This is a genomic window from Mucilaginibacter sp. OK268 (assembly GCF_900103125.1).
Lineage (GTDB): Bacteria > Bacteroidota > Bacteroidia > Sphingobacteriales > Sphingobacteriaceae > Mucilaginibacter.
Genome location: NZ_FNJV01000009.1, coordinates 141801 through 167586 on the forward strand (window position 1 = coordinate 141801; position 25786 = coordinate 167586).

22 protein-coding genes are annotated in these 25786 nt (G+C 42.9%); 13 read left to right on the top strand and 9 right to left on the bottom strand.

Going from position 1 to position 25786, the window contains the following annotated elements; genetic code table 11:
• Nucleotides 1-61: 61 nt before the first annotated feature.
• Nucleotides 62-1246 (top strand): GTPase HflX, encoded by a 1185-nt coding sequence (hflX, locus tag BLR84_RS23895; RefSeq protein WP_090472780.1) that lies wholly within the window; start codon nucleotides 62-64, stop codon nucleotides 1244-1246.
• A gap of 32 nt (nucleotides 1247-1278) precedes the next feature.
• Complete coding sequence (locus tag BLR84_RS23900) at nucleotides 1279-1824, top strand: hypothetical protein (RefSeq protein ID WP_090472781.1); 546 nt, start codon at nucleotides 1279-1281, stop codon at nucleotides 1822-1824.
• 163 nt (nucleotides 1825-1987) lie between these two features.
• Here BLR84_RS23900 and BLR84_RS23905 read toward each other — a convergent pair whose 3' ends face one another.
• The 6 genes from BLR84_RS23905 to mqnB form a co-directional block, all read right to left on the bottom strand.
• Nucleotides 1988-3175 carry a hypothetical protein gene (locus BLR84_RS23905; RefSeq protein WP_090472782.1) on the bottom strand — a complete coding sequence of 396 codons (1188 nt, stop codon included), beginning with the start codon at nucleotides 3173-3175 and terminating at the stop codon, nucleotides 1988-1990.
• A gap of 83 nt (nucleotides 3176-3258) precedes the next feature.
• Entirely contained in the window at nucleotides 3259-4152 is an 894-nt protein-coding gene (locus BLR84_RS23910; protein WP_090472783.1) for an alpha/beta fold hydrolase, read from the bottom strand.
• A 203-nt stretch (nucleotides 4153-4355) separates the two neighbouring features.
• A complete protein-coding gene (locus BLR84_RS23915; RefSeq protein ID WP_090472784.1) occupies nucleotides 4356-4850 on the bottom strand; it encodes an SRPBCC family protein in 495 nt (164 codons plus the stop codon).
• Between the two features lie 26 nt (nucleotides 4851-4876).
• Nucleotides 4877-5221 carry an ArsR/SmtB family transcription factor gene (locus tag BLR84_RS23920; RefSeq protein WP_090472785.1) on the bottom strand — a complete coding sequence of 115 codons (345 nt, stop codon included), beginning with the start codon at nucleotides 5219-5221 and terminating at the stop codon, nucleotides 4877-4879.
• Nucleotides 5222-5477: 256 nt separating this feature from the next.
• The gene (locus tag BLR84_RS23925; RefSeq protein WP_090472786.1) at nucleotides 5478-6338 is read right to left on the bottom strand and encodes a menaquinone biosynthesis family protein; all 861 of its coding nucleotides are present in this window, start codon (nucleotides 6336-6338) and stop codon (nucleotides 5478-5480) included.
• 101 nt (nucleotides 6339-6439) lie between these two features.
• Nucleotides 6440-7060: a futalosine hydrolase gene (gene mqnB, locus BLR84_RS23930; protein WP_090472787.1), complete on the bottom strand. Its 621-nt coding sequence runs from the start codon at nucleotides 7058-7060 to the stop codon at nucleotides 6440-6442.
• A gap of 75 nt (nucleotides 7061-7135) precedes the next feature.
• On the opposite strand from mqnB, the gene BLR84_RS23935 reads away from it, so the two are divergent.
• From BLR84_RS23935 to BLR84_RS23950, 4 genes are all read left to right on the top strand, one after another.
• Nucleotides 7136-7552: a 6-pyruvoyl trahydropterin synthase family protein gene (locus tag BLR84_RS23935; protein WP_076373999.1), complete on the top strand. Its 417-nt coding sequence runs from the start codon at nucleotides 7136-7138 to the stop codon at nucleotides 7550-7552.
• Nucleotides 7553-7561: 9 nt separating this feature from the next.
• A complete protein-coding gene (gene folE, locus BLR84_RS23940) occupies nucleotides 7562-8209 on the top strand; it encodes a GTP cyclohydrolase I FolE (protein WP_090472788.1) in 648 nt (215 codons plus the stop codon).
• 113 nt (nucleotides 8210-8322) lie between these two features.
• Nucleotides 8323-9207, top strand: a complete 885-nt coding sequence (fabD, locus tag BLR84_RS23945) for an ACP S-malonyltransferase (RefSeq protein ID WP_090472789.1) — start codon at nucleotides 8323-8325, stop codon at nucleotides 9205-9207.
• A gap of 120 nt (nucleotides 9208-9327) precedes the next feature.
• Nucleotides 9328-13059, top strand: coding sequence for an ATP-binding protein (locus tag BLR84_RS23950; protein WP_090472790.1), 3732 nt, complete (start codon nucleotides 9328-9330; stop codon nucleotides 13057-13059).
• 148 nt (nucleotides 13060-13207) lie between these two features.
• Here BLR84_RS23950 and BLR84_RS23955 read toward each other — a convergent pair whose 3' ends face one another.
• Nucleotides 13208-13753 (bottom strand): YfiT family bacillithiol transferase, encoded by a 546-nt coding sequence (locus BLR84_RS23955; RefSeq protein WP_090472791.1) that lies wholly within the window; start codon nucleotides 13751-13753, stop codon nucleotides 13208-13210.
• 89 nt (nucleotides 13754-13842) lie between these two features.
• Between BLR84_RS23955 and BLR84_RS23960 the strand changes: the two genes are divergently transcribed.
• Nucleotides 13843-15669, top strand: coding sequence for an FAD-dependent oxidoreductase (locus tag BLR84_RS23960; RefSeq protein WP_090472792.1), 1827 nt, complete (start codon nucleotides 13843-13845; stop codon nucleotides 15667-15669).
• A gap of 352 nt (nucleotides 15670-16021) precedes the next feature.
• On the opposite strand, the gene BLR84_RS23965 is transcribed toward BLR84_RS23960, so the two are convergent.
• Nucleotides 16022-16540, bottom strand: a complete 519-nt coding sequence (locus BLR84_RS23965; RefSeq protein ID WP_090472793.1) for a GNAT family N-acetyltransferase — start codon at nucleotides 16538-16540, stop codon at nucleotides 16022-16024.
• An 88-nt stretch (nucleotides 16541-16628) separates the two neighbouring features.
• Here BLR84_RS23965 and BLR84_RS23970 point away from each other — a divergent pair, with 88 nt between their 5' ends.
• From BLR84_RS23970 to infB, 5 genes are all read left to right on the top strand, one after another.
• The gene (locus BLR84_RS23970; RefSeq protein ID WP_090472794.1) at nucleotides 16629-18992 is read left to right on the top strand and encodes a S9 family peptidase; all 2364 of its coding nucleotides are present in this window, start codon (nucleotides 16629-16631) and stop codon (nucleotides 18990-18992) included.
• Nucleotides 18993-19084: 92 nt separating this feature from the next.
• Nucleotides 19085-19540, top strand: coding sequence for a hypothetical protein (locus BLR84_RS23975; RefSeq protein ID WP_090472795.1), 456 nt, complete (start codon nucleotides 19085-19087; stop codon nucleotides 19538-19540).
• Between the two features lie 133 nt (nucleotides 19541-19673).
• Entirely contained in the window at nucleotides 19674-20138 is a 465-nt protein-coding gene (gene rimP, locus BLR84_RS23980) for a ribosome assembly cofactor RimP (protein ID WP_090472796.1), read from the top strand.
• Nucleotides 20139-20141: 3 nt separating this feature from the next.
• On the top strand, nucleotides 20142-21377 hold the full coding sequence (gene nusA / locus BLR84_RS23985; protein ID WP_090472797.1) for a transcription termination factor NusA: 1236 nt from the start codon (nucleotides 20142-20144) through the stop codon (nucleotides 21375-21377).
• 59 nt (nucleotides 21378-21436) lie between these two features.
• Nucleotides 21437-24451, top strand: a complete 3015-nt coding sequence (infB, locus tag BLR84_RS23990; protein WP_090472798.1) for a translation initiation factor IF-2 — start codon at nucleotides 21437-21439, stop codon at nucleotides 24449-24451.
• 56 nt (nucleotides 24452-24507) lie between these two features.
• On the opposite strand, the gene BLR84_RS30135 is transcribed toward infB, so the two are convergent.
• Nucleotides 24508-24645 (bottom strand): hypothetical protein, encoded by a 138-nt coding sequence (locus BLR84_RS30135; RefSeq protein ID WP_176852141.1) that lies wholly within the window; start codon nucleotides 24643-24645, stop codon nucleotides 24508-24510.
• A 313-nt stretch (nucleotides 24646-24958) separates the two neighbouring features.
• Between BLR84_RS30135 and BLR84_RS23995 the strand changes: the two genes are divergently transcribed.
• The gene (locus BLR84_RS23995; protein ID WP_090472799.1) at nucleotides 24959-25705 is read left to right on the top strand and encodes a hypothetical protein; all 747 of its coding nucleotides are present in this window, start codon (nucleotides 24959-24961) and stop codon (nucleotides 25703-25705) included.
• The last annotated feature ends 81 nt before the right edge of the window (nucleotides 25706-25786 follow it).

Here is a 25786-nt window from a genome sequence, read left to right on the forward strand (position 1 = left end):
AGGTTGTGCTTAAATGTATGCCATTTGTTGAACTGGCATCTGGATTGATATACTGTAATTAATGAAACAAAAATTTTATGATACTGCTGTGAAGCAGGAAAAAGCTGTTTTGGTTGGTGTAATGACACCGCACGTAACCGATGAGCAGGAGAAGGAGTATTTAGAGGAGCTGGAATTTTTAGTAGCCACAGCCGGTGGCGAAACCGTAAAGAGCTTTACCCAAAAACTACAACGCCCGGATAGGGCAACTTTTGTAGGTTCCGGTAAGCTGGAAGATATTAAAGCCTTTGTAATAGAAGAAGAGATTGATATGGTAGTTTTTGACGACGAGCTGTCGCCATCGCAACTACGTAATATCGAGAACGAACTACAGGTAAAGATACTTGACCGTAATAACCTGATACTGGATATTTTTGCTAACCGGGCACAAACCGCCCAGGCCAAAACCCAGGTGGAGCTGGCCCAGCTGCAATACCTGTTACCTCGCCTTACCCGTTTATGGACTCACTTGGAGCGTCAGAAGGGTGGTATCGGTATGCGTGGTCCGGGTGAGTCGCAAATTGAAACGGACAGGCGTTTGATCCTGAATAAAATATCGCTGCTGAAAGAAAAACTAAAGCAGATAGATAAGCAGAACGAAACACAGCGCAAAAACCGTAACCAAATGGTGCGTGCCGCTTTGGTGGGGTATACCAACGTGGGTAAATCAACCATCATGAACATGATATCCAAATCGGAGGTGTTTGCCGAGAACAAACTGTTTGCTACGCTGGATACTACCGTTCGGAAAGTGGTAATTGAGAATGTACCCTTCCTGCTGTCAGATACGGTTGGATTTATCCGTAAACTGCCTCACCATTTGGTAGAGTGTTTTAAATCGACCCTTGATGAGGTGCGCGAAGCCGATATCCTGGTGCATGTGGTGGATGTATCGCATCCTAATTTTGAAGACCAGATACGCACGGTAAACGAAACGCTGAAAGACATTGGAGCCATTGATAAAAAAATGATCACGGTATTTAACAAGATAGATGCTTTTAAACCAGAGGAGCACCAGTTGGAACCACAGGCAGAGCCACTTACTTTGGATGATTTTAAACATAGCTGGATGGCTAAGAATAACAGTCCTGCGATATTTATATCAGCTACTAAAAAAGAAAACGTAGATGAATTCAGGGATCTGCTTTACAACGAAGTAAAGGCCATACATACCGAAAGGTATCCGTATGATCAGTTGTTGTATTGAGACCTGAAATACGAATATTTTAGAAGATAACTATGAATAAAGTTTTTACATCAGCAATATTAACGGTTATAATGGTGCTGATGTATGCCACTGTTCATGCGCAGGCACGCAGCGGAATAGGCCTTGGTTTGGGTGCCAATATCCCATTTGCATCAGGTTACAGCCCCGGAGTTGATGTCAATGTTCAGGGTAATATACGTCTTAGCGATGCCTTTGCACTGGTACCTGCAATAGGTGTTAAGCAAATAAAAGGCGACAACGCGATTATTCATGAGGGCCCTCAGGGTTATAGTACCTATACCCGGGGCGATCTGGGGGGAGTTAGCCTTGCATTTAGCGGCAAATACTATTTTGATAAACAATGGTTTGCGAGTGCTGGAATTGTAGGAATTATTAATGCCGACAGGTCCAGCAGCGGCGGCACGCTTGCTCTTGGGTACCAGGTACCGCTTGATAACCAAAACAATGTAGAGTTCAACTTGAGTGGCAGCATTTTAAAGTGGAGCAGGACAAGCGGCAGTACTACCGTGCCAGTGGCTGGTTTAAGAGTAGCTTATAATTTCAATTTCAGAAGATAGTTGCTTTACGGGTCCATAGGTACCAAAGGGGGATAAAACTGAAGTCATGCCGAATTTATTTCGGTATCTCACATAGCAGATTGTACGCATGACTGTCACTTCTTCTGTGGGATCCTGAAACAAGTTCAGGATGACTGTGGAGAATAGGATAAAAGGGAAATTATCAGGAGCTTTCCCGATATTTTAAATTTGTTAATTTATTAGGTTTCAGATAGAGATAATCGTTTTTGAAATCCATTATCATATTAAATCTCTTCAAAACATCATCGCCCAAATAGTTGATCATAAAGCCCACAGGGTTTTTACCGCCTAAAATAAGGGTTGGGATATTGGTCAGTTTAAAACCATTGATCTTTAATGCAGGAGCAAGCACTATTTTAGTTTCATATCCAACTCCTCTTGGGTCATGAATTATGGATGATTTGAGCAGCTTTAAATTCCTGGGGAAATTTTGCTGGCTTACCCAGGTACTATCTACAACTACAGCCTGTTCCGAGCCTGTATCAAATAAAAAACTGCCGGTATATTTTTTATTTTCTATTTCAAAAGTCCCTTTGGCGGTAACAAAAGAGCGGATGATCTTCAGCTTTGATCGCACATAACCTTTGGGGATTTTTAAGGGTTTGGAATGGATGATCAACAAATTTTGATCATAGTTGATCTCCAAAGTTTTACTCTCAAACAGGTTCCAGCCAAAACGCCCGTCCATATCGTACGCGGTTAATCCTGTAGCCACTACTTCGGGATCGGTCCAAACGGATTTCCCCATTTGTAATTTAAAAACCTTAATTAAATTATTGTAATTAGGCTTTGCTTTACCGGCCAAAGCATCGGGCTGGTTGGATAGTAGCTTTGTTTTTTTGAGGATAGCATCCCTGGTTAACCTAAAATCCCAGGAGCCGCTATCAAAATCAAGGTTTAAAGTATCGGTATTGTTAATGATGGTTTTTACACAGATGGCATTATTGGCAGTTAACGTAAACGGGATAGTATCATGCGTGGCAATATTGTTTTGTGATTTATCTTCGGGTGGTATAGCGCTTGCAATTTGCGTATAGCAGGAATCTTTACCATTTAACAATACAACAAAATTAAACTTAGTCCCTGGTTTTACTTTTACCCTGATGGAGTCGATATCGGTATAAAAAGTAACCCATTTGGCTTTTCTTGATCTTTCGGCGGTAAAAACATCCGGCCTGATCTTTGGCGAAAGTGTCCAGGCGTTTTTATCTAAATAACCTCCGTCATTGATATCCGCACTTTTTGAGGTGGCTTTGATAACCGGCAGTTTTGATTGCGCAGATCCTGCATGAATCCATAAACACAGGATTAAGAAAAGAAGGTATTTCATTTATTTTGATTGAGTTTTCTATGCACTTACAAGATACATTATTCTGCTCTGTTAGAAATAGAAAATAAACCAGAAGCTCACCGTTAGCGAGTTTTAATATCTGTAATTGCCTTATCTAAAAGAGTATTAAACTCCTGTGGTTTTTCAATCATCGGAAAATGCCCGGTAGCGTGAATGTATAATAATTTAAAGGGGATCTTATTAGCGGCTAAATGAGTGGTGTCGGTAGGTTCTACATCACTGTTGATGAGGTATAACTTCGTTTTCGCTGCTTTCAGCCCGGCTATCTCGTTAAAGTCGTTATTGTCTTCCATGCAGGCGGCGGCAATTGCAGTATCCACATGGGCAACATCGTTAAGTACTCTTTTTTTAACTGCCGCGGTAGTTGTGGTATAAAAGAGAGACTGATTGAAGTATTCAAAAGCTATTTGTTTGAAATGATGTTTTAGTGAATCTATAGCAGTGGCATATTCTTTTTTTGCTTGTGCGGTTTGCACCTGGTTCTTTCCAACATTTTTAAAAATATCGACCACCACCAGGCCAATTACCTTTTGGGGATTATCGACGGCAGCCTGTAATACCACATCGCCCGACATGGAATGACCTACCAGGATCACCTTTTTCAGATCCAACTGTTTGATCACCGAATCAACATCGTGGCTAAATGCCAGCGTGTTCCACTGATTGCGGTTTTTGCCCGACTCGCCAAAGCCGGGCAGATCAATAGCTACCACCCGGTATTTTTTGCCAAAATAAGTTACCTGATCGGCCCAGTACGATTTGTTGATGCACCAGCCATGTACAAAAAGTAAAGTGGTATCATTTTTACCCGTATCTGTATAAGCTATATTGACGCCATTATCATGAACGACTATTTTATCAATAGTATTTGATCCTGAGTTTTTAGAGCTGTTGTTGCAGGAGATCACGGTTGCCGACAAAACGATGCCGGCTAACAGGTAGAATAATGGCTTCATATGCAGTGATAGATTAATCACTGCAACATACCATTGTTTTTGTTGATAAAGCAATCATAAAGAAGGATTTAACTTTATTTAACAGATGCTTTTTATTAAGCCTGTCATGCTGAGCCCGTCGAAGCATAGTGGGTAGGGCCTCTCCGCACGATCCTTCGACGGGCTCAGGATGACAGGCCGCGCCCGTCGAAATATCAAATTAATTAAGCTGTAACGGTTGCAAGCAATTCTTCCAGTCGCGCGTGCGAGTCAAGAACGCCTTGCTCCATGCCGGATTGCAACATGCCGTCGCGATCAGCAACGGATTGAAATACGGATTGTGTAACTACCCTTGTCCTGTTATTGGGTAGGGCTTCAAATTTTGTAGTTTCCATTGCTACATGACCTGCTTCTGGTAAGCCTTCAAATTCAAATGTTTGGATGATACGTTCGGGAGCGGTGCTTTCATGACAAACCCCATGAAAACCATACTCATTACCGGCCGGGTCTGTATGGATATAGCGATAGGATCCGCCTGCCCTGGCTTCAAATTTTTCTATCCGCATGGTGAGGTCGCATTGGCCGCCCAACCATTGTAATAGTAATTCAGGGTCGGTATATGCTTTAAAAACGAGCTCGCGTGGAGCATCAAATTCCCGGGTGATGAAAATTTCCTGTTTGCCGGGTACGGCGGCGATGGTTGTTTGATTCTTTTCCATTTTTTTAATTTTTAATTGGTGCCTCTTTATTTTTTATCATTTGATCCATTTTCCTTTTGCATACGCGCCAGCAGATCATCCATTTTAGTAAAGCGTTCTTCTATACTCCTGCGGTATGGCTCTATCCATTGGGCCACCTCGTTCAATGGTTCAAGTCTCACTTCGCAATAGCGTTCCCGCCCGTTTTTTTTAACATCTATCAAACCGCACTCTATCAGGATCTTGATATGTTGCGATATGGCCGGCCTGCTTACCTCAAAGTTATCGGCAATGGCATTCAGGTTCAGGGGCTGCTGCGCGATCAGGTTAATGATCTGGCGGCGGGTAGGGTCGGCTATGGCCTGGAATACGTCTCTTCTGGTGCTTGTCATAATGTGTAAGCGTTTGCTTACTCAAATATATATGTAAGCATTTACTTACGCAAATTTTTTTGAAATTTTTTTTGAGTGAAAGATGAATGGCTATCGAAAGGAGGGATATAGGGGGTATAAGCGATAAAAAAAGCGTCATTGCGAGGAACGAAGCAATCTCTATACTATACAGAGCGACTCTGCAAATCGGGGATTGCTTCGTTCCTCGCAATGACGCGTGGGTACATATGGCTTTAATATATCGTTAAAGCTACCTTTAGTGGGCAAGAGAAGTTAAAAATAACTCTTCTTTTATAGCCGGAATGGTATTGTTTTTCAGTGCGGTATCAAAAAGCAGGTTGATGGCTTTACGGCCCTCTTCGCCCAGGTCAATGGAGTATTTGTTTACGTAGAGATCAATGTGTTTGTACATCACTTCTTCGCTCATTTCCTGGGCATGCGAGCGGATAAACTCCAGTCCGGATTTTGGATTGGCGAAGGCAAACTCTACCGATTTGCGCAATACTCTGTTTAATTTATGTTGTACATCAACAGGTAAATTACGGTTGGCTACAATGCCGCCCAAAGGTATGGCGCAGCCGGTTTGTTTTTCCCAGTAACCGCCCAGGTCCAGGATCTTTTTTAAACCTTTATCCTGGTAAGTGAAGCGGTTTTCATGGATGATCAAACCCACATCAACACGACCTTCCAGCACCGCATTTTCAATGTCCGAAAACACCAGTTCCACCTTATTGGTAGCATTGGGAAATGCGTAACCTAACAAAAAGTTGGCCGTGGTGTATTTACCGGGGATACCGATTTTGAGTTGTGGGTTGCCGGATGCGAGTTGCGCGTGCAATTCATCCTCATTTTCCTTGCATATTAACATCGGCCCAACGCCGTAACCTAAGGCACTGCCCGAGTCGAGCAATACATATTTATCGGCCACGTAGGCAAAAGCATGGTAGCTCAGTTTGGTCACATCCAGTTCACCGCGAAAGGCTTTTTGGTTCAAGGTTTCCACATCATCATAAAAAACCTCAAACTCCAGGCCTTCGGTATCAATTTTATGGTGAATCAGGGCATCGAAAATAAAAGTATCGTTAGGGCAGGGCGAAAAGCCGAGTGTTAGTTTCATCGTTGTAGTTTTTTATTGGAGCAAAGATTTTTGGAACAAAGAGCAAGGATCTTTTTTTAATCCTTGTTCCTTGCTCTCCTCATCCTTGTTCCCCAAAAGCCTTAATTATTAATGATCTGGTTAACCAGATCAATGGCAAAGTTATTCAGATTTTTAATGGCAAGCTGTATATCCCAGTTGTCGCGGTTACGTTTTTCTACATAATTTGACACTGATCTGATCTGCAGGCAGGGTGTATTAAACTGGCGGCAGGCATAAAAAAAGGCAGCGCCTTCCATGGTCTCTATCTGCGGGTTCAATCTTCGCTGTATTTTTTGAATGGATTCCTCGTTGCCATGCACGGTATTTACCGTAATGGCCTTTGCTTTGGCCAGGTAAAGACTACTGCAAACCTGTTCCAGTGTGGTAGTTGGCTTAAACGTGTTTTCGCCAAAACCAAGGGTGGTAATAGGTATAAATTCCTGGTCGTCTTCGGCGCCTGTTTCGGCAAAGGTATCCTCGGTAATCTCAACTACATAGCCAGGGGTAATGCTGCGATCAAAGCTGCCGGCAATACCCAGGTTAATCACCAGATCGTATTTGTGCATATTAAACTGACGGCCCAGGGCAAAGGCAGTGGGTACCATGCCGGCGCCGGTTATCAGTACATCAAGCTTATTTCCAAAACTGTTTACTAAAGGTTCAACCTCAAAGGATGTGGCTGCTACAATTAATATGAGCATATAGGTTTTTTTGACTGCTAAGATAAAACAACTCAGCTATTTTTGTTTTGTATATTTGCACCCACAAATATTATGATGATACATATTACGCGCAAGGAACATTTTAATGCCGCTCACCGGATGTACCGTGAGGAATGGAGCGCTGAAAAAAACTTTGAGGTATTTGGCAAATGCGCCAACCCCAACTGGCATGGGCATAATTACAACCTGTTTGTAACCGTTAAAGGCGAAGTTACACACGCTACAGGTTACCTGATAGATCTGAAAGAACTCAAAACCATCATTAACGATTACGTGATCGAAAAGCTCGACCATAAGAACATCAATAAGGATGTGCCTTTTATGGAAGGTAAAATGGCGTCGACAGAGTTATTGTGCATTGAGATATTTAACCAGCTTAAAGCGCCTATTGAAGCTTACGAGGGTGTTTTTTTACACTCGGTTAAATTGTATGAAACCGAAAACAACTCTGCCGAATACTTTGGCGGATAATTTGATAAGATGAACAACGACCACATTCCACCAGTCCGCGATGACGACGATGATGACGCGTATGGTTACACCAAGGTTGACAGGTATAATACCGAACTGATCACCAACCTATCAGCAAACTACCATGATGTTTTAAAACAAATTGGCGAAAACCCTGAGCGTGAGGGCTTGCTAAAAACCCCCGAGCGTATGGCCAAAGCCATGTTGTATTTGACGCACGGATACGATCTTGATGCTAAAGAGATCATGAACTCGGCCATGTTTAAGGAAGAATACAGCCAGATGGTGATCGTAAAGGATATTGAAGTATACTCTATGTGCGAGCATCATATGCTGCCGTTTTTTGGCAAAGCGCATATCGCTTACATCCCTAACGGCTATGTGGTTGGCCTGAGCAAAATACCGCGTATTGTTGATGTTTTTGCCCGCCGCCTGCAGGTACAGGAACGTTTAACCAATGAGATACGTGATTGTATACAGGAAACCCTGAATCCTATTGGTGTAGGGGTTGTTATTGAATGCCGTCATTTGTGCATGAGCATGCGCGGTGTACAAAAACAAAACTCGGTAACAACCACATCGGCATTTACCGGCGAGTTTTTAAAAGAGAAAACCCGTACAGAATTTTTAAATTTGATATCAGCTAAACTGGGTTAAGCCCGCGGGCGAGAAGCAAGAGATAAGAATCAAGAACCAAGAGAAGATAAAAAAGGAGATCGATATAAGGTAAAATAAATCCGAAATCGAGCATCCGACATCCGAAATAAAAAATGAAAGCATATATTTTTCCGGGGCAGGGCTCCCAGTTTCCAGGTATGGGTAAAGATCTGTATGAACAATCAGATAAGGCCCGTGAGTTATTTGAAAAAGCTAACGGGATATTGGGTTTCCGTATCACCGATGTAATGTTTGATGGCACAGCCGAAGACCTGGTGCAAACCAATGTTACCCAGCCAGCCATTTTTTTACACTCGGTTATTTTAGCTGCCGTTTTGGGCGATGATTTTAAACCGGAAATGGTTGCGGGGCATTCGCTGGGTGAGTTTTCGGCACTAGTATCGGCAGGTGCATTATCATTTGAAGATGGTTTGCGTTTAGTAGCCGCACGTGCTAACGCCATGCAAAAAGCCTGTGAGCTACAGCCATCAACTATGGCGGCCATTTTAGGTCTGGATGATTTTACGGTAGAGGACGTTTGCCAACGGGCAACCGCTGTAGTGGTGACTGCTAATTATAACTGTCCCGGACAACTGGTTATTTCTGGTAGTATAGAAGGTATTGACGAAGCCTGCGAAAAGCTGCTGGCGGCCGGCGCTAAAAGAGCGCTGAAGCTTAAGGTAGGCGGCGCGTTCCATTCTCCCCTGATGGAATCGGCAAGGGTTGAGCTCGAAGCAGCCATTGTTGCTACCGAGATCAAAGAACCTGTTTGCCCGGTATACCAAAATATTGATGCCAAACCTTATACAGATACGGCATCTATCAAACAAAATTTAATAGCCCAGCTTACCGGTCCGGTGAGATGGACACAAACTGTAAAACATATGCTGGAAGATGGAGCAACATCATTTACCGAAGTAGGGCCGGGCAAAGTGCTGCAAGGACTGGTAAAAAAGGTAGATATGGCGGTGCCCACCAGTAGCGCGGTTTTACAATAAATCCAGTATCAAGTAGTTAGTATCAAGTATCAAGACTTTTTTACCAATTCTAAATCCGTATTTAAGAGGTCTTGATACTTGATACTAATTATTTGATACTAACTAAAACATACAGGAAATTTGACTACCGCAGGAAAAATACGCTTGTTGCTTACCTTAATAGGCCTTAGTTTATTAATTACGGCCATTATTGTTCAAAAAGCGTATTCTCCTGTAAATAACCTGGTAAAAGCCGGTACCACGCTGGAAGAAAACCTGCATAAAAAAGAGGCTTATGTAAATGAGCTGATCAACAATAAGCTAAGCTTCAGGTTGTTAAAATATCTGCCCGATAATGAGCAGGATGCCCTTAATGATATTAATGACATCACGGTTAATAATCGTATATTGTTTATTACGCTGCAAAACAATAATCTACGGTTTTGGAGCGGGATAAGGGTTATTCCTGACAATTTGGGGGCTATAAAAGAAGGTTACTCTTTTACCAGGCAACCCAATGGTTACTACGAAACAATAAGAAAAACCAAAGGCGACTTTTCCGTTATCTTTTTTATTCCGATAAAGCTCAACTACGCGTTTGAAAACCAGTATCTGCAAAACACGTTTGATAAGGACCTGGTTAAATATAACAACGTTGAAATAGCCGAGTTTGCAGACAATAACGTTTATGAGGTACACAGCAGCAATCACAGCTATTTATTCTCCATAAAGTTAAAGCCCAACAGCATTAATTACGCCTTTGTTTATTATGAACTGACTTTCTGGATATTAACTGTAATGGTGTTGTGCATTTTAATGCATAGGGTATGCAGTTATGTTGCTTTAAAAGGCCATGCGGTATTATCCATCGTACTATTAGCGGCGTTTATAGTATTGTTCAGATATATTAACCTGCACTTTAACCTGCCAGATTTTGCTTATACACTGTCGGTATTTAATCCCATATATTATGCCTCCAGCGTAGTATATCCCTCCCTGGGCGATTTTTGTATCAATATCCTCTGCATATGCTGGTTTGTTACCTTTATGTATCTGCAGCGGCGCAGGTTGTTTACAGTTGTGCCCGGTAAAACGGCTGGCTACTTTATTGTTATAGCCAGTATATTGATGCTCATTGCCAGCTCAACCCTGCTGTTAAACTTATTTTATGGTTTGATCATCAATTCAAAAATAAGCTTCAATGTCAATAATGTATTGAGCCTTTCGGGCTTTAGTTTGCTTGGCGTATTCATGCTGTGTTTCAGCTTCCTGGTATTTTATATTATTGATGAGATCATCCTTTCTATTTGTCTCAGACTATTAGTGCCTCGCTCACATCAGCTATTCCTGCTACTGCTGGGTGTGGTTATAACAACAATAGTTTTTGCCCTGTACCGGGAGTATACATCGTTTTATCTTTTATGGTGCATCCTCGTTATTATCAGGGCTTATGGGCATTTATATCATAAGGGGCGGCTTAATGGCACAACGCTTCTGGGCATAATACTAATATGTGCCCTTATTTCGGCCATCAAGCTTAATCAGTTTGAAAACGTAAAGGAGCGGGAAACACGTAAAGCGCTTGTTCAAAAACTGGAGGTTCCGGATGATGCGACTGCCGATTATATTTTCAAAAAAATAGAGGGGCAGATCATTGCCGATACAGCCATTATCGGATACTTCACCCCGAATGCTGTTCACAATAAAGATTTCCTGAAAACCCGTTTCCAGAAATTATATTTTGATGGCTATTTGTCGAAATACGAATTTAAAGTACATGAGTATAACGAGCAGGAGCAACCACTAACAGATGATAATTATACGCTGAATGTATTTAAAGATCTGGTATTGTACAGTTCATTTAAGGTATCGGATTATTTCTACCGTGAAAATGAATCGTTCGGGTTTCAGAACTACTTTGCCATTTTACCTGTTAATCATGGCGGCAAACAATTGGGTACCCTGGTCATTGAATTAAAATCAAAGCCATTGCAACCATCAGGTACCTTTCCGGAGCTGCTGGTTGATGGGCACATCAAGCCTGAAGATGAATTTAAAGATTACTCCTACGCGTTTTATATCGACAATAAACTCCTGAGCCAAAAGGGTAATTATGTTTATACCCTTAATAATACCGAATTTCAAGGGGTTATTAAAAAGTACATCATCAAAACCACACGTAGTACTAACGCTGAGTGGTATGATAGCTTTACTACTTACAGCCATTTAATATATAAGCCCAGTAACCGTAATTTGATAGTGGTGAGTAAAGAAGAGAACCCCCTGTATAACGGGATCACCTCGGTTACCTTCTTTTTTGTGGTACTATTAATTTTTAGCTCGGTTATTTTAACCATCCGCTGGTTACGGATGCGTGTTAAAATATGGAGCATCAACGATCATGATTTAAAATGGGGCTTCAAAATAAATTTCGACAGGATACTATATCGAACGCGTATCCAATTTTCGATGGTATTTGCCGTAATGATCACCCTCCTGATGGTGGGCTTTATCACATTTGTATCCATCAGCACCCAATACCACACCCAGCAGGATAAAATGATCCGCGATAAGATAACCCGTATAGTTACAGCTTTTGAAAGTGGCCAGTTCAATAAATATATATACAATGTTAATGAAGAAAGCCAGGTGAGTTTTAACGAGCTGGCCAATAATTATTCAACCGACCTTACTTTATTTGATACCAACGGGGTACCGCTGGTAACTACCCAGCCCAAAATTTATGAGTATGGCTTAACAGCCAAAAGGATGAATGCCAAAGCTTTTATTTACCTGAGCAGGCTTCAAAAATCGGAGTTTGTGAATGAGGAAAAAATAGGCGGATTGAGTTATAAAGCAGCTTATGCACCCATCATCAGTTCAAATAAAACGATAGCGTATATCCAGCTGCCTTATTTTTCGAACGAGGCAGATTACCGGGAGCGTATCAGCGCTCTGTTAAATGTGATGATCAATGTGTACGCGGTGGTGTTTTTGGCTATCGGGTTGTTCGCGGTTATTATTGCCCGGCAAATTACAGCGCCCCTAAACTTTATACAGGAAAGCTTAAGTAAAACCATATACGGTAAAAAGAATGAACACATTAAATGGGCGCGTAATGACGAGATCGGTGCGTTGATATCTGAGTATAATAAAATGATATCAGCACTGGAGAACAGCGCGCACCGTCTGGCCCAGTCCGAGCGGGAAAGTGCCTGGCGCGAAATGGCCAAACAGGTAGCCCATGAAATTAAAAATCCGCTAACCCCGTTAAAACTGGGCTTACAGCTGTTGGATAAATCATGGAAAGATAAAGATCCTAAATTTGATCAGAAGTTTGAGCGTTTTAGCAGGTCGTTTGTGGAACAGATCGAAAGTCTTTCGTCTATCGCGTCGGAGTTTTCGGCCTTTGCCAAAATGCCGGATACCCGTATTGAGCAGATCAATATTTTTGACATGCTGGGCCAGGCCGTCACCATTTTTAAGCAGATGGATAATATCCTTATTGCCTATCAGCCGCCCGAAACGCCATTTATGATCAATGCCGACCGTGACCAGCTACTGCGTTGTTTTAATAACCTGCTCAAAAATGCCATTGAAGCAACCCCGCCAGACAGGCAGGGGGTTATCGACATCAATTATCTGATAACCAGTAAAAACGTACTGCTCACGATCAAGGATAATGGTAACGGGATCCCCGAGAATATGCGCGAAAAAATATTTGAGCCCAATTTTACCACCAAAAGCTCGGGCACCGGTTTGGGACTGGCATTTGTTAAAAACTCCATCGAAAATGCCAATGGCAAAATCTGGTTCGAAACAACTATCGGCAGTGGTACCTCTTTTTACTTGAGCTTTCCGGCCGCTGTTTAAGTGAGAAGTAAATAACGAATATTGAATGTTGAATTTCGAACATCGAAGTGTGGTGACGCAAGAAATTCGGGAATTTAAACTTCCTTTATTTTAGTACTTCATCATTCTAAATTCAATATTCAGTGTTCGATATTAAAATATTTAGCCTTTAACCTTTTACCTCTTCCTTCTTGAATTTTTTCACTGTTTCGGTAACATGGGCCAGGTGGTGATTGCTGTGCCAGGCGTAAAGTCCAAGTCCCCTGATGAGCGAAACGGTATCGCCCGAAGCCGGGTGAACAAAGGTGCGCGACCATTCATTTTCTGTAAAACTTTCAAACAGGGCAACAAAATGCTGGTGTATACCTTCAAGAATTTTTAAGGATGGCTCAACCGGCAGACGATAATCTGGCAGCAGGGCCCAGTCGGCCTCTTCGTATGGTTTTATCACCGGGTTGTGTTCGGTTAAAGCCAGCTTAAAGCGGGTAATGGAGTTCATGTGGCTATCGGCCAAATGGTGTATCACTTGTCGTAATGTCCAGCCCCCAGTGCGGTAAGGCGTATCCAGTTCCTGGTAGTTTAGGCCGGCAATAGCATGTCTTAATTTACCGGGCAGGGTCCTGATATCGTCTATCCATTCGCGGATATCTTCGTTGGTATATGACGCCGGCGGCGTAAATTTCCCTATCGGGAATTTCATTTGTTCATCTGTCATGGGCTGTAAAAAAAATTAATTTAGGTATAATTTAAAACTACCGCAAGCTTTTGCCCTAATTTAGCGTTTTGTACCTATTTAATAAACCGATGGTTAAAAAGATATTGTTAGTAGTCCTGCTTTTAAATACCTCATTTTTATATGCACAAACCATCAAAACCGATATACTGGTGATAGGCGGCGGAGCTGCCGGAACCGCGGCAGCTATACAGGGTGCGCGCAGCAAGCTGAAAACCATACTGGTTGAGCCCGGTCCCTGGCTGGGTGGCAGTATGACCGCCGTGGGTATGTGCGTAGTGGAAGGCAACAGGAATTTACCAACAGGTATCTGGGGCGAATTCCGTAGGCATGTGCGCGATTTTTACAAAAGCAGACTGGGTTATGATACCACCTATAATGCCACCCTGCGTTTTGAACCCTACACCGGTGCGGCCATCCTCAAAAAAATGACCGATACCGTTAAAAATCTCACCGTAAAATTGAACACCCCATTTACCGCCATTGAAAAAGATGGTACAGGCTGGCAGATGAGCATTACCGAAAATAACAGAACCACCACCATAAAAGCCAAAGTAGTGATTGATGCTACCGAAACTGGCGATGTGGCAGCTAAAGCAGGTGAGGTACTCATATCGGGTTTTGACAGTTCGCAGGATACCGGCGAAAGTTTAGCCCCGGCCACAGCTTTGCCCCGTATACAGGATATTACCTGGATAGCCATTGTGAAAGACTTTGGGAAAACTGCCGATAAAACTATGGCCAAACCACAAGGTTATGATGCTGCGGAGTACGGCTGTTTAAAAGGAAAAAATATCAGCAAAATGCTGGCTGAAGCCAGATTGCCTAACGATAAATACATGATCAAATGGGCAGGATGTGGTAATCAATACCCCACCACTGCCGATGACCTGAAACCGGCCAACCGCGATGCTTTTTATGCTAAAGCACGTTTACATACGCTGGGCTTGATATATTACCTGCAAACAGAACTGGGATTTAAAAACCTTGGGCTGGATGATGAATACCCAACGCCCGATCACCTGCCTTACCTTCCCTACATCAGGGAGGCCGGCCGCGCCAAAGGATTGGTTCGTATGACACTGGATGACCTTTATCAACCTTATGATCGCCCGGTAAAACTGTACCGTACCGCCATAGCAGTGGGCGATGCCTCACCGGGGCAACATTATGGAGAGGGTACCGCACCAAAAACAAACTATCCGCCATTTATGGCTTACAGCATCCCGCTAGGTTCTATCGTGCTTAAAGATCTTGATAATTTACTGGTTACAGAAAAAGCGCTGTCGGTATCACATTTGGTAAATGCCAGCAGTATGTATCCTTCTGTTCAAATGTCCGTGGGGCAGGGTGCGGGGGCAACGGCCGCTTTTTGCGCTTTCTTTAAAACAACCACCAAAAAACTAAATGTGCGGATAATACAAGGCGAATTGCTTGATTTTAAAGCCTGGCTATTGCCTTTTTCAGATATCAAGCCAAACGACCCTTATTTGAGGTCGATGCAGCAAATTGGAGCTACGGGTTTACTTAAAGGGATTCAAAAGGTAAACGGCAACAGTGCGCAGCTACTGTTTATGCCCGATTCTGTAGTAAGCACCGCCGAAGTAGAGCCTTTTTTTAAGGAGATATATGCCCGTGCTTTTTTATGGTTTAATAAAGAAAAACCAGGTGAAAAGTTTACACAGGGTAACCTGCTGTCGTTCATTAGCGAGATCACTTTGACGGAGCCTAAAACCTTGCAGATAAGCCTGCAAAAAGCCTGGAAAACGCAGTATAAATTCAGCTCTGATTTTGACCTGAACCGACCGGTAACCCGTCGGGAATTTGCTGTTTTGGCCAATAAGTTTTTAAACCCCTTTGCCCGTACGGTTGATCTTTCCGGGCGAATGGTGAATTAGTATGGCATTGTATTTTTGTCCCCTCCGGGTCTCCTGAAAGTAGTCTATAATGTTAAAAAAGGCCTGTCACCCTGAGCTCCGTCGAAGGGTAGAGCGCAGAGGCCTGCCCACCATGCTTCGACGGAGCTCAGCATGACAGCCTTTCAGTGATGGGCTATTACGCTGAACAGGCAGGCCATTTTGTTATAAAAGTGGGTTTACATGGTTTACATATTTTATGGTTGACATTGTTATATTTAATTGATAATCAAATAATTATGTGTTATTTATCACCATATAGTGGATTTATATGTAAACCCACTATATGGCAAATTATTCCATTTCATTAAATAAGGTTTTAGGAAGCGTTAAATCATTCGGGTTTCAAAATGGCGTATAGGTGCTTATCCATCACTTCGCCTTTTTTGATCAGCGCGTTGCGCATAATACCCTCTTTAATATAACCTGCCTTTTCCAGCACCCGCATAGATGCGGTATTTTTGCTGAACACACCGGCCTGTATACGGATGATGCCCAGGTTTTCAAAGGCATAACTGGTAAGCAACTGTACCGCTTCTGTGATGATGCCGCGGCCCCAATAAGGTTCGGCAAGCCAGTAACCTATTTCGGCCTCCTTGTGGTTGGCATCAACCTTTAAATCTACGGCAATACCGCCGCAAACCTGGCCGTCAATAGCTATCGCGAAATTAGTCTGGCGCTCTTGTTTCTTCATAAAGGCCACCCAGATAAAAGCATCATTCAGGGTATAAGGGTAGGGAAAGCGATCCAGTAAAAAAGCGGATACATTGGGGTTATCCGCATGTTTTTGCAATGATGCTTCATCACCATCAAACCATCCCCTTAAAGTAAATGCCGAACCCTGTATTTCCATTTTGTAACAATAAAATGTTTAAAAATAACAATGATAACCGAAACTGCTAAATTGCAGACATTTTAAGGCATTTTGCCATACTGATCACATGAAGAAACTCATTACTCTACTACTTATAGCTAATACTGCCGGCGCGTTCGCTCAGAAACTGGATACATTGACCATTGAAAAGATCATGCGCGACCCCAAATGGATCGGTGTATCACCATCCAATATCCGCTGGAGCGACGACAGTAAAAAGATCTATTTTAAATGGAACCCAGGTCATGATGACGCGGATGTATTATACGCCATCACTACCGGTAACACCAGTCCGCAAAAAGTAAGTATAGGCGAGCAGCGCGGTTTAACGGCTGATGGCGAATGGAATAAAAGTCATACGCAAAAGATTTTTGAAAAAAACGGCGATCTGTTTTTGGCTGATATTAAAAGTGGCAAGGTCATTCAATTAACCAATACCGAACAGCGCGAGGACGACCCCATTTTCAGCGGTGATGAACATGAGATTATATTTAAACAAAACAATAACCTTTTTGCCCTGAAACTCAACGGCGGGCAGTTAAAACAGCTTACCAATTTTGTGCGTTCACCAACGGATAAAAAAGATGCCGAAAAGCTGAACGATGAGCAATCGTGGCTCAAAAAACAACAACTGGAACTTTTTGATATCATTAAAAAAGAGGCGAAAGAGGATAAACTGGATTCCACCCAAACCGCAGCCCTGGAACCCCAGCAATTAAAAGAATTGGTTACCGCTGGTGATAGAGTTGGTTTGGTAAAAATAAGTCCGGATGGTAAGTACGTTACCTATCGGTTAACCAAAGCTGCCGATGGCGTAAAAAATGCTATTGTGCCGAATTATGTAACGGCTTCGGGCTTTACGGAGGATATCCCGAATCGCTCCAAAGTCGGCAGGCCGTCATCTACCTCAAAAATGCTGGTGTTTGATACCCGTCGCCAGTCCTTTTACCCGGTACTTACCCAGGATATCCCCGGTATTAAAGATCTGCCCGATTACCTGAAGGACTATCCTGCGGAACTTGCCGAACGTAAAAAAACAAATGCAGACAGACAGGTAGATATAGAAGGTCCATTCTGGAGCGCGGACGGCAAAAACGCCGTTGTGGTGATCAGCGCGCAGGATAATAAAGACAGGTGGATCATGCGCCTTGACCCGGTAACAGGTAAACTAAGCCTGCTCGACCGTCAGCGTGATGAAGCCTGGATCGGTGGGCCGGGTATTGAAACCGGTGCAGCTGGTAATGTTGGATTTACAGATGATACTCACTTTTATTTCCAGAGCGAGGCCAGCGGCTATTCGCATATTTACCTGGTTGATGTGGTCAGCGGCGCAAAAAAACAACTCACCAGCGGTAAGTGGGAGGTGCAAACCCTGCAATTATCAAACGATAAAAAAACATTTTACTTTACCGCCAATATAGAGCACCCGGGTATCACGCATTTTTACAGCATCCCGGTAAGTGGCGGCAATCCGGTTAAAATTACCGGGATGAAAGGCGGTAACGACGTAACCCTGTCGCCCGATGAAAAATGGCTGGCTATCCGTTATTCTTATTCCAATAAGCCCTGGGAATTGTATCTGCAACCTAATAAACCCGGTGCGAAGGCGGTGCAGGTAACACATTCTATAAGTCAGGAATATACCTCCTACCCATGGCGCGATCCGGAGATCATTACCTTTAAAAACCGGTATGGCAATGATGTTTACGCACGCCAGTACCTGCCTAAAAAGGCCGATCCGGCTAAACCCGCGGTTATTTTTGTGCACGGTGCCGGTTATCTACAGGAGGTTACTTATTCCTGGAGTTACTACTTCCGCGAGTTTATGTTCAATAATATGCTGGCCGATAATGGCTATACCGTGCTGGATATTGATTATATAGCCAGTGCCGGCTATGGCCGCGACTGGCGTACAGGGATCTACCGTCACATGGGTGGCAAGGACCTGACCGATCAGGTGGATGGAGTACAATACCTGGTTGAAAAATTTGGTGTTAACCCTAAGCATGTGGGTTTGTACGGCGGTTCATACGGTGGTTTTATTACCTTGATGGGTATGTTTACCGAGCCCGATGTTTTTGCGGCTGGCGGGGCTATCAGATCGGTAACCGATTGGGCGCATTACAACCACGGGTACACCTCTAATATTTTAAATGAGCCCTTTACCGATGAGCAGGCTTACCGTAAAAGTTCGCCTATTTATTTTGCCAACGGCTTAAAAGGCAACCTGCTGATGCTGCATGGCATGATAGATCAGAATGTGAATTACCAGGATATCATCCGCCTTACCCAAAAATTGATTGAGCTGCATAAGGAGAACTGGGAACTGGCATCGTACCCGGTAGAAGATCACGGCTTTGAACAAGCCAGCAGCTGGACGGATGAGTACAAACGCATATTTAAATTATTTGAACAAACGCTGAAAAAGTGAGGAGTTTTCTAAAACATAATGTCATCCCGAATTTATTTCGGGATCCCACATGCAAAGTGAGCATTTGGCAACGCGTTTACCTTACATGTGGGATGCTGAAACAAGTTCAACATGACCCGTTATTAAAAAATGGGGTAAAAGTGTTTTTGAGCTTTTTGGTTTTTTCCTGCATAGGCTGTAGCAATACGCCTAAGTCGCCCGTAATTCATATCGGTAAGATTGATCAGGAACGTTCTGTCAAAATAAGTGGTTTAGATGCGGCTATTATCCAGGACATTACCCGCGATTCCTCGGGGGCAAACTGGCAAGGGCTGATACCGGTGTATAAAATGCCGACTGATACGGAGATGAAAAATTATCAGCCCGTACAACCGGGTACATACCATATAGCTGATGGAGCCGTTATTTTTACGCCGGATACGCCGTTCGTAAGTCACCAAACTTATTTTATCAGGTATTATAAATTTGATACCGGTAACAAACTAACGGATTTTGTCGGGGGGCATAATCGCCCAGGTAGTTTACACTACATTGATTTAACATTTTAAGTAATAAACTGCCGTGAATTGCTTGAAAATCAAATAATATTGTGTATATTTGCACCTAATTAATAAAAGAGGGGGCGATTTGTCCCCTCTTTTATTTTATCAATCAAATTATCAATCAAAATACCGGAGGGTAATGAATATTGAAAAAAGAGTAAGAGAGCTGGTTGAGGAGAAGATAGCCGATAAGCCGAATTTGTTTATAGTGGATATCAAAATGCACTCGAACGGAAAGCTGATTGTGCTGGTAGATGGTGATAACGGCCTGGGAATTGATGATTGTGTGCAGATAAGCAGGCACGTTGGTTTCCACCTGGAAGAGGAGAATGTGATCGAAACAGCATACAACCTGGAAGTATCATCGCCGGGAATTGATTTCCCGCTATCGTCAACCAGGCAATACGCCAAAAATATAGGGCGTAATTTGGGTATCAAAATGACCGACGGAACCAAAAGGGAAGGCAAATTGACAGCCATAACAGAGGATGCCGTTATCATTGAAGAAAAAGTAAAAGAAAAAGGGAAAAAAGCCGAAACTGTTGAGAGCGTTATCCCTATTGATAAAATAACAGAGACAAAAGTTTTAATATCATTCAAGTAGAAAATGAGCAATATTAATTTAATTGATTCTTTTCAGGAATTTAAAGATTTCAAGAACATTGACCGCCCAACCATGATGAGCGTTCTGGAAGACGTTTTCAGAAGCATGATCAGAAAAAAGTATGGCACAGATGAAAATTGCGACGTAATTGTAAACACGGACAACGGTGACTTAGAGATCTGGCGTACCCGTAAGGTGATGGAAGATGGATTTAGTGAGGATGACGACCTGGAAATAGAATTAGCCGAAGCACAACGGATTGACGCTGACCTGGAAGTAGGGGATGATTACATTGAGCAGATCACGCTGGAAAGCTTTGGTCGCCGTGCTATTTTAGCCGCCCGCCAAACACTGGTTTCCAAAATTTTGGAACTGGAAAAAGACGAGATCTTCAAAAAATATAAAGATCGTGTTGGTGAAATTGTTACCGGCGAGGTTTACCAGGTTTGGAAAAAAGAAACCCTGGTGCTTGACGATGAAGGCAATGAACTATTGCTGCCAAAAGCCGAGCAGATCCCGGCCGATTACTTTAAAAAGGGCGACAGTGTAAAAGCGGTTGTTCATAAGGTAGACATGCTGAACAGCAATCCTAAGATCATCATTTCACGTACCGCTCCTGAGTTTTTACAACGTTTGTTTGAACTGGAAGTACCGGAGATCTTTGACGGACTGATCACGATCAAAAAGATTGTACGTGAACCAGGCGAAAGAGCTAAAGTGGCTGTTGAATCATATGATGATCGTATTGATCCGGTAGGTGCCTGTGTGGGCATGAAAGGATCACGTATACACGGTATCGTTCGCGAATTAAAAAATGAGAATATTGATGTGATTAATTTCACCAACAATGTTCAGTTATATATTCAGCGTGCATTATCGCCAGCCAAAATAACTTCTATTAAGCTGGACGACGATAAGAAAACAGCGGCGGTATATTTAAAGCCCGATCAGGTATCACTGGCCATTGGCCGTGGCGGTCATAACATTAAACTGGCTGGTAAATTAACCGGCTATGAGATAGATGTTTACCGCGAAGCAGATGAGCATGACGAGGATGTGGACATCGAAGAGTTTTCAGATGAAATTGATAGCTGGATCATCGATGAGTTTAAACGAATAGGTTTAGACACCGCAAAATCGGTACTTGCTTTAACAGTAGGCGAATTGGTAAAACGTACAGATCTGGAAGAAGAAACTGTAAAAGAAGTGTTATCAATATTGAGTGCTGAGTTTGAATAAGCATAGAAACCAAAATTAAAATCGTATTTTTGCGATAATAAGCAGAGAAATTATAATAAATGTCAGAAGACAAATCAATAAAATTAATTAAAGCAGTAAAAGAACTCAACATTGGTATGAGTACCATTGTCGATTTTTTGGCTACAAAAGGCTATAAAGTTGAAAAGCAACCTATGGCAAAGCTGGATAGCGACATGTACTCCGCATTGTTGAAGGAGTTTGCTGTGGACAAAAGTATTAAGGAGGAAGCCAAGCAGATCAGTATCGGAAAGATCAGAAAAGAAGAGCCTGCTGGGTTTCCGGAAAAACCGGTTGAAAATCGCCGTTCACGGGATTTTGAGAACGAAGAGATCCTGATCAAGAACGCCGGTAACTATACTTCGCCACAGGCAGAAAAACCAAAACCGGTTGAACCTGTTGCCGAAAAGTCTGACGAACGTAATGACGTTTTGCCGGGTGTTAAGGTAGTGGGTAAAATTGACCTTAATAATCTGAACGCGAAACCTCAGCCAGCGGCTGAAAAACCGGCAGAGGTTGTAAAACCTGTAGAGGTTGCTAAACAGCCGGAAGTTGTGGCTCCTGAGCCCAAACCGGAACCAAAGGCCGAAGCGCCTGTAGAAAAGGCCCCTGAGGCCCCAAAAGCAGAGGAGCCAAAGCAACAACCTGTTGTTGAAACTTCAAAAGCCGAAGAACCAAAAGCGCCGGTAACACCAGTAGCTCCGGTTGTGCAGGCACCAGTTGTTGAGGCTGCTGCTGATGAGAACCAGGAACCTGATGTGATCAGGGCAAAAGCCGAAAGACTTACAGGCCCTAACGTGATTGGTAAAATACAATTACCGGTTAACGCGCCTAAGCGTAATCCGGTGGCATCATCATCAAATGCCAACAATGCCGATCATAAACGCAAAAGAAAACGTAAAGATAGCCAGGGTAATCCGCAGCATGGCGGTGGACAGCAGGGTGGTGGCAATCACCAGCAACCGCAGCAGGGGCATAATAACCCACCTCCAGCAGGCGGAACCATTAATCCAAACCGTCCTGATTTCAGGAACCGTGGTAATAATCCAAACGCAGGTGGCCCTAACCAGGGAGGCGGCAATCGTCCTGACTTCAGGAACAATCGTAATGCCCCTCAAAGCAATACCCCTAAAGAGGAACCATCTGAAAAAGATATACAAGACCAGATCAAAGCGACACTGGCCCGTTTAAGCGGAGCTGGTAAGTCGGGTAAATTTGCGCAAAGAGCCAAATTCCGTCGTCAAAAACGTGATGATGTTGCCTCGACTGCAGAAGAACTGGCATTGGAGCAGGAGTTACAGTCGAAAGTATTAAAGGTTACCGAGTTTGTAACCGCGAACGAGCTGGCTTTGATGATGGATGTATCTGTAACGCAGATCATATCTACCTGTATGAGCCTGGGACTGTTCGTATCTATCAACCAAAGGCTTGATGCCGAAACCCTAAGCATTGTTGCCGACGAGTTTGGTTACCAGATAGAGTTTGTAAAACCGCAGGATGAAGAGGGTAACCTTGACCAGGTTGATGAACCAGAAGATCTGATACCACGTGCGCCGATTGTGACCATCATGGGACACGTTGACCACGGTAAAACATCCCTGCTCGACTTTATACGTAAAACAAACGTAATAGGCGGCGAAGCCGGGGGTATTACCCAGCACATTGGGGCTTATGAGGTAACCTTGCCAGGCGACAAAGGCAAAATTACCTTCCTGGATACTCCGGGTCACGAGGCGTTTACCGCCATGCGTGCAAGGGGTGCACAGGTAACGGATATAGTAATTATAGTAATTGCCGCAGACGATAGCGTGATGCCGCAAACCCGCGAGGCTATAAACCACGCGCAGGCTGCTGGAGCACCTATTATTTTCGCCTTCAACAAAATTGATAAGCCGGGCGCTAATGCCGATAAGGTACGTGAACAGCTTTCGGCTATGAACATTTTGGTTGAAGAGTGGGGTGGTAAATACCAAACTCAGGAAATATCAGCTAAAACAGGTTTAAATGTAGAGCTGCTTTTAGAAAAAGTATTGCTTGAGGCCGAATTACTTGAATTGAAAGCCAACCCGAATAAACGTGCCGTAGGTACTGTTATTGAAGCAGCTCTTGATAAAGGCCGTGGTATTGTTACCACTATCCTTGTACAAGCTGGTCGCTTAAAAGTGGGCGATCCTATACTGGCTGGTTGTTACAGCGGTCGTGTTAAGGCCTTAACTAACGAGCGTGGCCAAAGGGTTGAATCTGCAGGACCATCAACACCGGTACAGGTGCTAGGTATGCAGGGCGCGCCTACAGCAGGTGATAAGTTTAATGTATTGGAGAGCGAAGTTGAAGCCCGTGAAATTGCCAACAAGCGTTTGCAATTGCAACGTGAGCAAGGTTTACGTACCCAGAAACATATCACCCTTGATGAGATCGGCCGTCGTTTGGCAGTTGGTAACTTTAAGGAGCTGAACATTATTGTTAAAGGTGACGTGGATGGATCTATCGAAGCATTGTCCGATTCATTACTGAAACTATCAACTGAACAGATCCAGGTTAATATCATATCTAAAGCAGTTGGTCAGATTTCTGAATCTGATGTATTGCTGGCTTCCGCGTCTGACGCGATCATTATCGGTTTCCAGGTTCGTCCGTCAGGAAGTGCCCGTAAACTGGCCGAGGCTGAGCAGATCGATATCAGATTATACTCTATCATCTACGATGCGATCAATGAGATCAAAGCCGCGATGGAAGGTATGCTTGCACCAACGTTTGAAGAGAAGATCGTTGCCAATGTGGAAATACGTGAAACCTTTAAGATCAGCAAGGTGGGTACTATTGCAGGCTGTATGGTATTGGATGGTAAAATTAACCGTAACAGCAAGATCCGTATCATTCGCGATGGTGTGGTAATTTACACTGGCGAATTGGCTTCATTAAAACGCTTTAAAGATGATGTTAAAGAAGTATCAACCGGTTACGAATGCGGTTTGAACATCCTGAACTTTAATAACATTGAAGTAGGCGACATTGTTGAAGCTTATGAAAATGTAGAAGTGAAACGTAAGTTGTAATAACAGCTTTCCTATATTCAAAAATAAAAAAGGCCCTTAAAAGGGCCTTTTTTATTTTACATTTTGTGATGACGTGGATGATGTACCACATGATGGTGATGACGATGCACCACACGGTGATGTGTTTGTGCGTTGGCTGCGGTGTAGGCAAATGTTGCAAATAAAACAACCGCTAATATTTTTAGAGCTTTCATAAAATTCTTATTTGGTTTGTTATAACTGATAGACAGCTGTTTTGATTGCCGGTTTAATCAATGCAGATGTAACAATAGCGTTTCATTGTGATCAACTGTATTTATTTGCCAGGCAGCTATGTGAGCTTTATAATGTAGCAGCGGGTCCTTTTTTAACGGTTTAGCCATGTATTAAAGGCGTGATTTGTACACATATATAAACCTGGCCATTGTAACATGATTACTACAATGAAAGCTTGGGCTTAACTATTTTATGTAACGCTTTGATTTTTAGCTTAAAGTAACGTAAATTCCATCCTTTATAAAAGCCTAAATGATCAAAAAACTATTGCTGGGTGTAATTGTAGCCTTTCTCACATTTATTACGAAACAAACCCGGGGCCAAACCTCAGCAGCAGATACATCTGAACAGCGCATTGCTATGGAGCGCATCTCAGATGCCTACAATACCGCAATTGGCCTACAATCTCGCTTATATAACGGACCCGAATACGAACCGTATAACCCTGCCATAAAAGGAAATGCCTATTTCCAGGATATAAATAAATTTACCTCCGGCACAATTACTTATGACGGCTTATTTTTTAAGGATGTGCCTATCATGTATGATCTGAATAAAGACGTTGTAGTTGTACTCCTGTATAATAAATTTTCTATGTATACCCTGCTAAATGAGCGGGTTGAGCGTTTTGATCTGCTCAATCATCATTTTGTAAATATCATGTCAGACTCATTACATACGAATACAGGAATAGATGCAGGTTTTTATGATGAGTTATATCATGGTAACGTCGATGTGCTGGCAAAGTATTCAAAATCAATCCAAACAAACTCCGGTTCAAATGCTCTCGAAACCTATTTTTCACAGCGTAAAAGTTTTTACCTGAAGAAAGGGAACAATTATTACAGTATTAGCGGACAGGGGGCCCTACTTGATATTTTAAAAGATAAAAGGAAAGAGCTGCAGCAATACATTAAAACCAGGAAGATCAAATATAGGAAAGCCCCGGAAGATGCTATGGTTGCTATAGTCGGCCGGTATGATGAGTTATCCAGGTAGGATACCTTAAACTTAACCGGCAAAAATAGTATCCTGGTGATAATGTCGTCATATAATATTTTACCGATACAGGTAGAAAAT

Bases quoted from the DNA above. Each gene is read 5' to 3' on its own strand.
- hflX (WP_090472780.1), top strand. From the start codon at position 62: ATGAAACAAAAATTTTATGATACTGCTGTGAAGCAGGAAAAAGCTGTT.
- BLR84_RS23900 (WP_090472781.1), top strand. From the start codon at position 1,279: ATGAATAAAGTTTTTACATCAGCAATATTAACGGTTATAATGGTGCTG.
- BLR84_RS23905 (WP_090472782.1), bottom strand. From the start codon at position 3,175: ATGAAATACCTTCTTTTCTTAATCCTGTGTTTATGGATTCATGCAGGA.
- BLR84_RS23910 (WP_090472783.1), bottom strand. From the start codon at position 4,152: ATGAAGCCATTATTCTACCTGTTAGCCGGCATCGTTTTGTCGGCAACC.
- BLR84_RS23915 (WP_090472784.1), bottom strand. From the start codon at position 4,850: ATGGAAAAGAATCAAACAACCATCGCCGCCGTACCCGGCAAACAGGAA.
- BLR84_RS23920 (WP_090472785.1), bottom strand. From the start codon at position 5,221: ATGACAAGCACCAGAAGAGACGTATTCCAGGCCATAGCCGACCCTACC.
- BLR84_RS23925 (WP_090472786.1), bottom strand. From the start codon at position 6,338: ATGAAACTAACACTCGGCTTTTCGCCCTGCCCTAACGATACTTTTATT.
- mqnB (WP_090472787.1), bottom strand. From the start codon at position 7,060: ATGCTCATATTAATTGTAGCAGCCACATCCTTTGAGGTTGAACCTTTA.
- BLR84_RS23935 (WP_076373999.1), top strand. From the start codon at position 7,136: ATGATACATATTACGCGCAAGGAACATTTTAATGCCGCTCACCGGATG.
- folE (WP_090472788.1), top strand. From the start codon at position 7,562: ATGAACAACGACCACATTCCACCAGTCCGCGATGACGACGATGATGAC.
- fabD (WP_090472789.1), top strand. From the start codon at position 8,323: ATGAAAGCATATATTTTTCCGGGGCAGGGCTCCCAGTTTCCAGGTATG.
- BLR84_RS23955 (WP_090472791.1), bottom strand. From the start codon at position 13,753: ATGACAGATGAACAAATGAAATTCCCGATAGGGAAATTTACGCCGCCG.
- BLR84_RS23960 (WP_090472792.1), top strand. From the start codon at position 13,843: ATGGTTAAAAAGATATTGTTAGTAGTCCTGCTTTTAAATACCTCATTT.
- BLR84_RS23965 (WP_090472793.1), bottom strand. From the start codon at position 16,540: ATGGAAATACAGGGTTCGGCATTTACTTTAAGGGGATGGTTTGATGGT.
- BLR84_RS23970 (WP_090472794.1), top strand. From the start codon at position 16,629: ATGAAGAAACTCATTACTCTACTACTTATAGCTAATACTGCCGGCGCG.
- BLR84_RS23975 (WP_090472795.1), top strand. From the start codon at position 19,085: ATGCTGAAACAAGTTCAACATGACCCGTTATTAAAAAATGGGGTAAAA.
- rimP (WP_090472796.1), top strand. From the start codon at position 19,674: ATGAATATTGAAAAAAGAGTAAGAGAGCTGGTTGAGGAGAAGATAGCC.
- nusA (WP_090472797.1), top strand. From the start codon at position 20,142: ATGAGCAATATTAATTTAATTGATTCTTTTCAGGAATTTAAAGATTTC.
- infB (WP_090472798.1), top strand. From the start codon at position 21,437: ATGTCAGAAGACAAATCAATAAAATTAATTAAAGCAGTAAAAGAACTC.
- BLR84_RS30135 (WP_176852141.1), bottom strand. From the start codon at position 24,645: ATGAAAGCTCTAAAAATATTAGCGGTTGTTTTATTTGCAACATTTGCC.
- BLR84_RS23995 (WP_090472799.1), top strand. From the start codon at position 24,959: ATGATCAAAAAACTATTGCTGGGTGTAATTGTAGCCTTTCTCACATTT.